Genomic DNA, 13,360 nt, shown 5'->3' on the forward strand with positions numbered 1-13,360 from the left:
CCCAACAATCTCCTTTATTGTCCAATATAACGACTAATTTCTCGATGAGAAATATCAACAGGATATTTCTTAGCCAAATCAACTGCTAATTGGCGAGCGATTGAAACGCTCCGGTGTTGACCACCAGTACATCCAATTGCAATAGTTAATTTTTCTTTTCCTTCCGCAATATATCCGGGAATAGCCGTCTCTAACATGTCTAAAAACTTAGCATAAAACTTTTTAGTTTCTTTCTTGCTCATTACATAATCAAAAACTCGACGATCTAAGCCAGTAAATGGTTTAAGTTGAGGAATATAGAATGGATTCGGTAAAAATCTCACATCCATTACAATATTAGCATCAATTGGAATACCATACTTAAAGCCGAAACTCATTACTTCAATTGAAAAAGTCCGAGTTTGATTATCTCCAAACTTATCTACTAATTTAGCTTTTAATTCCTTAGTAGTTAAACGGGAGGTATCAATAATTATATTTGATATATTTTTAGTTCTTGATAAAATAGCTCTTTCTTCTTGAATCCCATCCAATAAGCGTCCTGTATGAGCTAATGGTGGCAAACGTCTTGTTTCCTTATACCGAGATACTAATACATCATCTGAAGCATCTAAAAACAAGACAGTCGACTGAACATTTTGACTATCTTCTAAAGATTTAATTTCGTCAACCAAATCTTTGTAGAAGCTTTTTACTCTCAAGTCAACAACTACTGCTGCCTTACTAAAATCTGATGAATTGTTAATTAATTCCCAGAAACTTCCCAATAATTCTGGTGGTAAATTATCTACCACAAAATATCCCATATCTTCTAAAGCTTTGATTGCCACAGTTTTACCTGCGCCACTCATACCAGTAACAATCAATAATTGTTTCTTTTGTTCAGCCATAGCTATCCCTCCTTAATCGCTATTATAACATACCGGGTGTTTCATTTTTTGAATAAAATAAAAAGTCGTTGTCACAAGTAGTTATCACAATCAACTACTTTAAAAACGACTTTTTATTTTATCTGTGCATCCATGAAACAAAAATTTCATTGATTCCAAATACCATTAACCAAAATGCTACCAAATAAACCAAAGTAATAGCAGCAAGCACTGGATTAAATAGCAAAGCAAAAGCAATAATCAAACTAACAATATTCAAAATTAAGCAGAGAACAAAATAGCCAGTTGAATATTCGCGCAAGTGCCATGAAAAGATAATACCGATAATTGAGTCGGCTAAGAACCAAATAGCAAATAAAATAGCTAAGGTTAATCCACCAATTTCACGTGAACATAAGAATAAAACTCCGATTACAATATCGACAATTGCTGAAATTAACGTAACCCAGCTTAAATCAAAAATATTATGAAATTTTACATATGCGGAAATCCAAATAATTCCTTGTAAAATTGACAAAATACCAAATACAAATACAAATGCGCTTAAACCACGACCAGGGTAACGTAATAGTAAGAATGATGCAACAACAAACAAAATTCCTGCTATGAATGAACCCCAATCAAAGCCTTGGTGTCTAGAATTATAAATATCGTTCATTTTTATATCCTCCTAGATAATATTCTACACTTAATTTACTAAAACACCATTAACTTTATTCCTGCTCATCTTTGCTATTCATTAACTTTTTAGTTAACTTAATATCTCGCTTGAGAACTGGTTTTAAGTATTGTCCCGTATAACTTTCTTTAACTTCAGCAACTTCTTCTGGAGTACCAGTAGCCACAACTTGACCACCGCCATCTCCACCTTCAGGGCCTAAATCAATCAACCAATCAGCGTTTTTAATAACATCTAAGTTATGTTCAATAATTAAAACAGTATTTCCCTCATCGACTAAGCGCTGCAATACTTCTAATAACCGCTTAATGTCATCAGTATGTAAACCCGTTGTTGGTTCATCTAAAATGTAGAAATTATTACCCGTGGAAAGCTTCTGTAATTCAGAAGCTAATTTCATTCTCTGTGCTTCCCCACCAGATAAAGTTGTGGCTGACTGCCCAAGTTTTACATAACCCAAACCAACATCAACGATTGTTTGTAGCTTACGATGAATTTTAGGAATATTTTCAAAAAATTTGCAAGCTTCATTAATTGTCATATTCAAAACTTGCGAGATATTTTTTTCACGGTAAGTTACCTCAAGAGTTTCTGAATTGTATCTTGTCCCATGACAAACTTCACAAGGTACATAAACATCAGGTAAGAAATTCATTTCGATTTTAATAATTCCATCACCATGACAAGCTTCGCATCTACCGCCCTTAACATTAAAAGAAAATCTCGCTTTAGTATATCCACGCATTTTTGCTTCATTAGTTTGTGCAAATAAAGCTCGAATATCATCAAATACACTAGTATAAGTTGCAGGATTACTACGTGGTGTCCGCCCAATAGGGCTTTGATCAATATCGATAATTTTTTCGATGTTTTTATATCCCTTAATTGACTTATACTTTCCTGGTTTAGCTGAATTATTATTTAATTTTTGTGCTAAAGCACGCTTCAGAATCAAGTTTACAAGAGTTGATTTTCCAGAACCTGAAACGCCGGTTACTACAACAAATTTCCCTAGAGGGAAATCTACTGAAATATCCTTCAAGTTATTTTCAGCAGCACCAGTAACAGTAATTTTTTTACCATTACCCTTTCTTCTCTCTAACGGTACAGGAACGATCTTTTTACCTGATAAATATTGTCCAGTTAAAGATTTAGGATTCTTCATCACTTCTTCTGGTGTACCAGCAGCCATTACTTTTCCGCCATATACACCTGCTCCTGGTCCCATATCAACTAAGTAATCGGCCTGTTTCATCGTTTCATCGTCATGTTCGACTACAATTAAAGAATTACCAAGATCCCGCATCTTTTTCAGCGAAGAAATAAGTCGATCGTTATCTCGCTGATGAAGACCAATTGATGGCTCATCCAAAATATACATAACGCCAGATAAATTAGAGCCAATTTGGGTTGCTAGTCTAATTCTTTGTGCTTCTCCACCGGATAAAGTTCCAGCAGAACGAGATAAAGTCAGATAGTCTAAACCAACATTCTTTAAGAAAGTTAATCTATCACGTACCTCTTTCAAAATTGGTTTAGCAATCATCTTTTCTTGTTCACTTAATTTTACTGAATTAAAAAAGTTCAATGACTTAGAAATTGACAGATCAGAAGCTTCAGCAATATCTTTGCCATTTACTTTTACTGCTAATGCCTTTTCATTTAATCGCTTACCGTGACAAGTTGAACAAGTAAGTTCAGTCATATACTTACCCATTGCATCACGCATAAATTTTGACATTGGATGATGATAACGACGATTGATATTATTTAAAATTCCTTCAAATTCTTGAACAGTATCATTTACACCAAAGTCACCTTCAAGATGAAATTTGATTTTTTTCCCTTTAGATCCATTTAAAATTAGATCTTTTTGCTTTTTAGTTAATTTTTTATATGGCTTGTCCACAGGTATTTTTAAAGCCATACATGCTTGCTCAAGCATGGCAGTATAGTATTTTGAATTAGACCATGGCACTAAAGCTCCCTCTGCTAAAGTTTTATCCTTATCAGGAATAACTAAATCTTCATCAACTGATAATTTCATCCCCAATCCATCACAATCAGGACAAGCTCCAAAAGGCGCGTTAAATGAAAATAAACGAGGCTCCATTTCGCCGACCGTAAAGCCACATATTGGACAGGCATAGTATTCAGAAAAGTTAATACGTTCACCTTTAATCACATCAACATCCATGTAGCCATCTGCCAAACGAAGAGCAGCTTCAACAGAATCAAATAAACGACTTCGAATATTTTCTTTAACAATTAAGCGGTCAACAACAATATCAATACTGTGCCGTTTATTTTTGTCTAGGTCAAAATCATCAGTGATTTCATGCATTTCACCGTCTACAATTACCCGTACATAACCCGCACGCTGGATTCGTTTAAATACTTCCTTATGTTCTCCTCTTTTAGCGCGAATAATTGGAGCTAAAATCTGAATTCTGCTTCTTTCAGGTAAATCCATTACGCGATCTACCATCTGATCCACGCTTTGTCTCTCAATCAAAGTTCCATCATTTGGACAAATTGGATGACCAACGCGTGCCCACAGTAAACGCAAATAGTCATTAATTTCTGTTACAGTTCCAACTGTTGAACGCGGATTATGAGACGTCGTCTTTTGATCAATGGAAATTGCGGGATTTAAGCCATCAATTGAATCAACGTCAGCCTTATCCATTTGGCCTAAAAATTGTCTAGCATAACTTGATAGTGACTCAACATATCTTCTTCTACCTTCAGCATATAAAGTATCGAAAGCTAATGAACTTTTTCCTGAACCTGATAACCCGGTAATAACTACTAATTTATCTTTTGGAATCGATAAACTTATATCTTTTAAATTATGTTCACGCGCTCCATGAATTACAATTTTATCATTTGCCATTTAGCTTTCCTCCTCTACTTTTTCTTTTCATGTACTTGCTTTTGTAAATCCATAATTGCATCACGTAAGTTAGCTGCTTCTTCAAAATCTAGTTTCTTTGCAGCTTCTTGCATTTGAGCAGTCAAAGTTTTGATCATGGTTTGCTTTTGTTTCTTAGTCAATTCATCAAAGTTTAGATCAGCAAAACTTTCTTTATTTTCCTTCTCATCACTATCTTTAGTAATTGAAATAACATCCCTGATAGGTTTAACAATAGTTTTAGGTGTAATGCCGTGTTCTTTGTTAAACTTCATCTGCAAACTACGTCTTCTTTCTGTAGCATCAATTGCTTCTCGCATCGAATCCGTAATTGAGTCTGCATACATAATTACCTTACCATTTGAGTTCCTAGCAGCACGTCCTATCGTTTGAACTAAAGGTCTAGTTGAACGTAAAAAACCTTCCTTATCTGCATCTAGAATTGCAACTAAAGACACTTCCGGTACATCGATTCCTTCTCGCAAAAGATTAATTCCGATTAAAACATCAAATTTACCAAGCCTTAAGTCTCTAATAATCTCTAAACGTTCTAATGTCTTGATATCTGAGTGTAAATAGCGAACTTTGATCCCCAGGTCTTTCAAATAATCAGTTAAGTCTTCTGCCATCTTTTTAGTTAAAGTCGTAACAAAAACACGTTCATTACGATCAATTCGTTTATTAATCTCACCAACTAAATCGTCAATTTGTCCCTTAATTGGTCTAACTTCAATTTCTGGATCAAGCAGTCCAGTAGGACGAATAATTTGTTCAACTTTATGATCAGTCTGATTTAACTCATAGTCTCCAGGAGTTGCTGAAACATACATAATTTGGTTTACATGCTTTTCAAACTCTTCTAATTTTAGTGGTCGGTTATCCAGAGCTGAAGGTAATCTAAAACCATAATCAATCAAAGTTTGCTTACGAGCTCTGTCTCCGTTATACATCGCCTTTAATTCTGGCATTGTAGCATGCGATTCATCAATTAAAATTAGAAAATCATCAGGAAAGAAATCAAGTAAAGTATGCGGAGGCTGACCAGCTTTACGTCCTTCCATGTGCCTAGAATAATTTTCAATTCCGTTAGTGTAGCCAACTTCACTCATCATTTCCATATCATAGGTAGTTCTTTGCTTAATTCGTTGAGCTTCTAAAAGCTTACCTTCTCCCTCGAATTTTTTAACTTGAATATTCATTTCATCTTTAATTGAAGCCAAAGCTCTTTGCATAATTTGTTCATTAGTAACAAAGTGTGTTGCCGGGAAAATAGAAACTTGTTCGCGTTCACCAATTACCTCACCAGTCAAAGAATCTACTTCAACAATCCGATCAATTTCATCACCAAAAAATTCAACTCTAAATGCATGATCAGAATAACCAGCAGGAAAGATCTCTACCACGTCACCGCGGACTCTAAAACGACCACGTTGAAAATCAATATCATTACGATCATATTGAATATTCACCAAGTCCCGTAATAATACATCACGGCTAATTTCTTGGCCTTCAGAGATAGATACTACACTTGCTGCATACTCTCTTGGATCACCTAAACCATAAATACATGAAACTGAAGCAACGACAATTACATCATTTCTTGACATTAAATCACTGGTAGTTTTATGACGCAACTGGTCAATTTCATCATTAATTGATGAATCCTTTTCAATATATGTGTCCGACTGTGGCACATAAGCTTCAGGCTGATAATAATCATAGTAAGATACAAAATAATCAACGGCATTTTTAGGGAAAAACTCTTTGAATTCACCATAAAGCTGACCAACAAGAGTTTTATTATGCGAGATTACTAAAGTAGGTTTATTTAATTTAGCAATTACATTCGCCATAGTAAAAGTCTTACCTGTCCCAGTAGCACCCTCTAAAATTTGGGCCTTTTCACCGTTTTCAAAACCATCAGTCAACTTTTTAATTGCTTGCTCTTGATCACCTGCTGGTTGAAATTTAGAAACAAGTTCAAATTTTTTGTTTTTTTGTCGTCTAATCATTTTCGATCCTCCGCAAAAAAAGTTGGACTAAAATAGCCCAACTTCTATTAACGTATTCATTTTACTACAGCGAACGTATTTTCGCACTATTTTTGCATTACTTTAATAAATTTGCTAATGCATCTTGATATTCTTCAGCTGCCTTTTCCGCAGTTTCAATATCCTTCTTGTTTACACCAACATAAGCCTTAATTACAGGCTCTGTTCCAGATGGACGAAGAGCAACCCAAGTTTCATCATCTAAGAAGTACTTCAAAACATTAGATTTAGGGAAGCCAGTTAATGGAGTCTTTTTGTTTCCTTCAATGGTTTCTTGAGTTTCAAAGTCTTGGATTTTTACAACTTTGGCACCATTAATTTCAGTTAAGTGCTCTTTACGTAATTTACTCATTAATTCAGCCATTTTCTTTTGACCACCAATACCTGGCATTTCAATAGCCTTGGTAATTTCGTAAGCCACACCATACTTTTGCCAAATTTCTTGCAAACCATCAAAAACAGTCATGCCTTTAGATGCATAGTAACTTGCTACTTCTGCAAACATCAATGCACCTTGCATAGCATCCTTATCTCTAGCAAATGGTTTAAATAAGTAGCCGTAACTTTCTTCAAAGCCCATTAAGAATTTACCGTCATTTTCTTTGTTCATGCGGTCAACTTCTTCACCAATGTACTTAAAGCCAGTTAACACATGCTTGGTCTTAATACCAAAATCATCAGCAATCTTAAATGGAAGTGCACTAGAAACTACTGAGGTTACTAATTCATAATCAGATGATAAAGTTCCGTTTTCTTTCATGTGAACTAATAAGTAGTATGCCATTAAAGTAGCAATTTGATTACCAGTTAGAACTTGGAAGTCACCATCTGATTTTCTAACAGCAGCACCCATTCTATCGGCATCTGGGTCGGTTGCAATAATAACATTTGCATCTACTTCATTAGCTAACTTAAAGCCTGGTTCAAACACATCACGGTATTCGGGATTTGGCTTAATAGTTGTAGGAAATTCAGGATCAATAATTGATTGACTTGGAACTGGAATGACATTGTCAAAACCGCCTTGTCTGAATGCGCGATCGTAAAGCATTTTACCAGTACCATGCAATGGAGTATAAATAATCTTTAGCTTATTAGCGTTAGCTTTAACCATTTCAGGATCAACAGTAACATCCTTCAAATGAGCTAAGTAAGCTTCATCCACATCTTCACCAATTAATTGTAATGTACCCTTAGCACGCAATTCTTCTACTGGAGCAGCTTTAACGCCAAAAATATCATCAACTTTTTGAGCGTAAGCAAACAAGCGATTTGCATTTTCTGGAGCCATTTGAGCACCATCTTCACCATATACCTTGTAGCCATTATATTGCTTAGCATTATGGGAAGCAGTGATATTAATTCCAGCAAAAGTATTTAAATGACGAACAGCAAATGACAATTCAGGAGTTGGTCTTAAATCATCAAATAAATAAACATGAATTCCATGTGCACCTAAAATACGAGCAGCATGCTCAGCAAATTCTCTTGAGTGATAACGTGAATCAAAAGAAATTGCGACACCACGTTTTTTAGCTTCTTCACCATTTTCATCAATTAATCTTGCAAGTCCTTCGGTTACTCTTCCCACAGTAAACAAGTTAATTCTGTTAGTACCTGGTTCAAGCCGCCCTCTCATTCCAGCAGTACCAAAATTAATATCTTGTCCGAAAGCATCTTCAATCCACTTTTCATCTTTACCTAATTTGTTTAATTGATCTTTTAAATAATCAGGTAAATTATTTGCATTAGTCCATTGACTATAAATTTCTTTTGCGTTCATAATTTCCTCTTTACGTAAATTTTATGGTTTCATCTGCTATTTTAACGCAAGTTATAATGAAATTGCTATCATAATTAACAATTTAATTATTCTGCTCGCAAAAGATTTAACGTCTTCTTTTCTATTCGATATTTGAAAAAACTCTTAATTAACTAAAGTTCCAGTTAATCTTTCGCTCAAACTTTTCATAAGGAAGTAAAGTGATTTCACCTAAGTTTATCCCTTCTGCTGGTGGGCATTGTGCTTCTAAAGTAATTCCGTCATATTGACCAATATTGTTTGCAATACCAGTATGATTAAAGTGGTTAGCTGTATAGGTAACAATTGCAGGAGCATTAGTTGTCATAACCATTTTATGTTTATCAGATGTTAAAACTGCTGCTGGTTGCATCCCATTTAAGATAAAGGGATGATCTAAGCCATTGCGTAACTTAATTTGACTATTATCACTGTTTAATGTTTCAGCTATTCTCTTACCTTTTCGAAAATCAAAAACTGTATTTTCTACGCTTTGCATTCCTTGATTTGGTAGTCCATCTTTACCAACTGGTAAATAGTAACCGGCTGCAAGTTGTAATTGTAAATCAGTTGCTCGTTCACCTAAATTAAAATAAGTATGGTTTGCTGGATTAAAAATAGTTAATTGATCACTAACCGCTTCAAGCTTATATGACACATTATTTTCATTATCTAGCCTGTAAGTTACATGTAATTTCATATTGCCAGGATAGCCATTATCACCATCTGAATCAAAAAGGAAAAGATCAGCTTTAGATTCTTGATTGGAATTTTTTAATTTAAAATTCCAAACTTTCATGTCAGTACCAATACCACCATGAATATGATTTTCTCCATCATTTTTAGGTAGTTGAAAAATATGATTTCCATGTTTCCATTGTCCTAAGCGAACACGACCACAAATTCGACCAACTGTTCCACCTAGAAAATTTCTCTCTTTTGAATAGTCTTCCGGACTGTTTAATGACAAGATCATATTTTCACTATTGAGTAGAACTTTTTCTAAAGTTGCTCCGTAATTAAGAAGCTTAACTTGCATCCCATGATCATTTTCAAGGCTAATCTCGCATAGATCTTGCCCATCTTTTACACCATATTTTACAAAACTTGTTTTCATTTTATTTATCTACCTCGCTTACTAAAGCCTTGGTAAATTTTTGCCAACCAGCTTCTCCATCTTTATTATTTTTAAAGACACCAGCACATTCAAGAACTTGATCAAACACTTCGACTAGAGCCTGTTGCAAAATACTATCTACATTCTCTCTAGTAATCTGATGCTCTGCTTTGATTTTCTTGGCCCAATCAAGATGGCTATCAGCTATTTCATTATCTTCATTAAGTAAATATTTTTTAACTTCTTCTAGTTCTTTCTTAAGTCTTCCTGGGAGAATGGCTCTTCCCATAACTTCGATTAAGCCAATATTTTCTTTTTTAATGTGCCAAAGCTCAGCATGTGGATGAAAAATTCCTAATGGATATTTATCACTAGTATTGTTATCACGAAGAACTAAATCTAAAACGAAATCTTCTCCTTCACGATGCATAATTGGAGTAACTGTATGGTGTCTAGTTTCACCATCAAAGGCTTTAATTTGACGATCTTGGTCACTATAGTGATACCAAAAATCAATAATTTTACTGCCCAAATCAATTAAATCTAAGGAATTTTTACTAATTAAGCGTAAATCACTCATAGGCCAATCAACTACTCCAGCTTTAACTTCTGGGTATTGATCAAAATTAATCACTTTTTTTATTTTCGCCTTCATCATTGGAAAGACGTGACGACCACCTTGATAATGCTCATGAGCAAGCATCGAGCCACCAACAAATGGTAAATCAGCATTTGAACCAACAAAATATTCTGGTAGTTGTTTCTCAATATCTACTAAATTAATTAAAGTCTGCTGATTAATGATCATCGGAATATGCTTTTGATCTAAGAAAATACAATGTTCATTAAAATATGCATATGGTGAATATTGAAAGCCCCACGGACGGCCACCAATCATTATACGAATTATTCGCAAATTACTACGTACATTCTTTCCATATCCGCCAACATAGCCTTCATTTTCAAGACAAAGTGCACATTGAGGATATTTATTACCGGTACTATGAGCTGCCGCAGCAATCGCCTTAGGATCTTTTTCAGGTTTTGAAAGATTAATCGTAATTTCTAATTCATGATTCTTAGAGCTCTTTCCTGAAAAGACAATATTTTTGGCAATAGCTTCTTTTTTTACATAATTATTATCAACGCAAAGCTTATAAAACCAATCAGTTGCTGCATTAGCAGATTTTTGCATTTTTTGCCAGAAAATTTCATTTACTTTTGAAGGCGTCGGCGTTTTTAAATCATATAACTTATCATTTAAAACTTCGCGTGAAGTATTGTCATCAGGAATAATTTTGCGATCAACGGCTATTTGAACAAGTTGTTTTACTGGAGATTGTTTTCCATCATATTCTTGATCTTCATCACCTACTAAAGCTTTGATCTTATTAATTACATATACACGATCTAATTCTTTATATGCTCCACTCGCAATGACTTCATCTGCAAATTTCTCAATAATTTTCATTTCTGTAGCTCCTTAAGCTTAAATTCTTTTTGTTCCATCTACAATTTCCGCATCATAGAAACTTGCATCGTACCCAACTGCATCACGATAAATTTTTCCAACATTTTGCTTAAATTCTTCAGCTTCATCCTTTTTTATAATTGCAATTGCGCTACCGCCAAAACCGCCACCAATCATTCTAGCGCCTAATACACCATCTTGTTTCCAAGCTGCTTCAGCTAAAGTATCAAGTTCTTTACCAGTTACTTCATAGTCGTAATGAAGAGAAATATGAGATGCATTGATTAAACGCCCTAGCTTTTCTAGATCATTATCTTCCATTGCTTTGGTTGCTCTGATAGTTCTACCATTTTCACTAACAGCATGGCGAGCACGTTTTAACTCTGTTTCGTCATTAATTAAGTATGAATATTCATCAAAAGTATTATCGTCAAGTTCACCTAAAGCTTTAATATCTAGTTTAGTTTGTAATTTTGCTAAAGCGTTGTGACATTCGCTAACACGATCGTTATAAGCAGAGTCTGCTAGGGTATGCTCTTTGTTAGTCGACATAATAATAATTTCGTAATCACCTAACTTAAGTGGTTTATATTCATATTTCATTGTGTTGCAATCAAGAAAAATAGCACTATCTTTCTTTCCCATAATGCATGCAAATTGGTCCATAATTCCTGAGTTTAATCCCACGAATTCATTCTCAGTTTTTTGACCCAGTCTTGCTAAGCTAGGACGATCCACATCTAAATCAAATTCATCCTTCAAAATCATTCCCATTAACATTTCAATCGCAGCACTCGAAGATAAGCCAGATCCTGATGGTAAATCAGCTTTAACATATAGATTAAAACCATGATTAATCTTTTCTCCATCTTCTCTTTGACGAAGATAGGTGATCATTCCCTTAAAGTAATTAGCCCAAAAGCGATCATCTTTTTCTACTGAATCATCATTTAAATCAAATTCGACAATATCGCCATCGACATTACCTGAATAAAGACGAACTTTATTGTCAGTCCTTGGACCATAGACACCATAAACACCTAAACTAATTGCTGCTGGAAAAACATGACCACCATTGTAATCTGTATGCTCTCCAATTACGTTAATTCGACCAGGTGAGAAAAAGACATCCTTTCCTGCTTCACCAAATATTTCTTGATAATCTTTAAGTAATTCATCTTTATTCATAATTTTTACCTCGTAAATCAATTATTTATTTGTAATCGTTTTCATAGACGATTATAAAACTATTTATTAATTTAGTAAATATATTTACTGGTTTTCATAATAAAAAGTGTATTGAACTAGTTCAATACACTTAGTTAAAGCTCTTTCTTATAATTAAATTAGTATTCATCGTAACGTGAACCTTGGGCAAATCTGAGTTGGTTATTCTCATCAATAAAACAGAAATGGCTAACTTGCTCAAAGCAGTTTGATCGATATTATATGAAGTAAGCGGGGGTGAAATGTATTTAGCTACTTCACTATTATTAATACTAATGATAGCAGTATCTTTTGGAACCCTAATTCCTACCTCATTGAAGTATTGTAAGACACCAACACTTAAGGTATCCGAAGCAATAATAAAGGCATCTGGTAAATTTCTACCTAATTTTTTAACTACTTCTTTTGCTAATTGATAACCATTTTTTACACTAACAATTCCTTTAGCAAAAACTTCAGTCTTTTTTATTCCTTGTGTTTTACAGAACTCTGTAAATGTAATTTCACGAATATCACGTTGAGGTTGATGGTCTAAAGTAAAACTTTCAGCCCCAATATAACCTAAATTTGTATATCCTTGAGCAATTAATTTCTTAACTGCATCTTGTACAGTCAATTCAAGATTAGGTTGAACCGAATCAAATAATTGCGGTGCTGGATTGATATCAATAAATACACCGCTTGGCAAAACATTATGCAGTCTCTTCAGTTCCTTATAGTTAAGTTCAGCCGTACCTACTCCAAGAAAGCCCTGAAAAAGTGAAGCTTGCTTTATCAATTCATCTACTTCTGTAAATAATGTTAGCTTAATCTCTTTCTCTATTGCTACCTTTCTAATGGCATCACGCAAGAAAGAAAAATACTCATCCTGCAGTTGCTCATTTCCATTTACACGATAGAGTACAGCAATTTCTGGTTTTAGGTTATTAACTTTATTGCTGTTCTTTTTAAAATATCCTAGTTCATTTGCAACCCTTAAAATTTTACTTTTTGTTTCAGAAGTAACTGAAAGACGTGGATCATTACTTAATAAACGCGATACAGTCGCTGGGGAAAAACCGGATTTAGCAGCGATTTCTTTAATTGTTGTCATATTTCCACCACTTTTCTATATTCACAATTACTTTATCACAGTCTTAATAATTGTGCTATTACTAAATTATTTACTAATTAAATAAAGCATTTATTGATTTTCGTGCTATAATGTAAT

9 protein-coding genes are annotated in these 13,360 nt (G+C 34.2%); all 9 read right to left on the minus strand.

Annotated features, from left to right (window positions below; translation table 11 throughout):
- Positions 1 to 14 precede the first annotated feature (14 nt).
- Positions 15 to 890, minus strand: coding sequence for an RNase adapter RapZ (gene rapZ / locus F3I00_RS06905; protein ID WP_159311038.1), 876 nt, complete (start codon positions 888 to 890; stop codon positions 15 to 17).
- A gap of 118 nt (positions 891 to 1,008) precedes the next feature.
- Positions 1,009 to 1,548: an HdeD family acid-resistance protein gene (locus F3I00_RS06910; protein WP_020806690.1), complete on the minus strand. Its 540-nt coding sequence runs from the start codon at positions 1,546 to 1,548 to the stop codon at positions 1,009 to 1,011.
- A 55-nt stretch (positions 1,549 to 1,603) separates the two neighbouring features.
- Positions 1,604 to 4,465 (minus strand): excinuclease ABC subunit UvrA, encoded by a 2,862-nt coding sequence (gene uvrA, locus F3I00_RS06915; RefSeq protein ID WP_003648448.1) that lies wholly within the window; start codon positions 4,463 to 4,465, stop codon positions 1,604 to 1,606.
- A 14-nt stretch (positions 4,466 to 4,479) separates the two neighbouring features.
- Positions 4,480 to 6,495: an excinuclease ABC subunit UvrB gene (gene uvrB / locus F3I00_RS06920; RefSeq protein WP_020806691.1), complete on the minus strand. Its 2,016-nt coding sequence runs from the start codon at positions 6,493 to 6,495 to the stop codon at positions 4,480 to 4,482.
- A 97-nt stretch (positions 6,496 to 6,592) separates the two neighbouring features.
- On the minus strand, positions 6,593 to 8,317 hold the full coding sequence (locus tag F3I00_RS06925) for a phospho-sugar mutase (RefSeq protein WP_020806692.1): 1,725 nt from the start codon (positions 8,315 to 8,317) through the stop codon (positions 6,593 to 6,595).
- A 148-nt stretch (positions 8,318 to 8,465) separates the two neighbouring features.
- Complete coding sequence (locus F3I00_RS06930) at positions 8,466 to 9,452, minus strand: aldose epimerase family protein (RefSeq protein WP_020806693.1); 987 nt, start codon at positions 9,450 to 9,452, stop codon at positions 8,466 to 8,468.
- Position 9,453: 1 nt separating this feature from the next.
- A complete protein-coding gene (locus F3I00_RS06935) occupies positions 9,454 to 10,923 on the minus strand; it encodes a UDP-glucose--hexose-1-phosphate uridylyltransferase (RefSeq protein ID WP_020806694.1) in 1,470 nt (489 codons plus the stop codon).
- An 18-nt stretch (positions 10,924 to 10,941) separates the two neighbouring features.
- Positions 10,942 to 12,111 (minus strand): galactokinase, encoded by a 1,170-nt coding sequence (locus tag F3I00_RS06940; protein ID WP_020806695.1) that lies wholly within the window; start codon positions 12,109 to 12,111, stop codon positions 10,942 to 10,944.
- A gap of 130 nt (positions 12,112 to 12,241) precedes the next feature.
- Positions 12,242 to 13,243, minus strand: a complete 1,002-nt coding sequence (locus tag F3I00_RS06945) for a LacI family DNA-binding transcriptional regulator (RefSeq protein ID WP_020806696.1) — start codon at positions 13,241 to 13,243, stop codon at positions 12,242 to 12,244.
- Positions 13,244 to 13,360 lie beyond the last annotated feature (117 nt).

It is taken from the genome of Lactobacillus sp. JM1 (assembly GCF_009834385.1).
GTDB lineage: Bacteria > Bacillota > Bacilli > Lactobacillales > Lactobacillaceae > Lactobacillus > Lactobacillus paragasseri.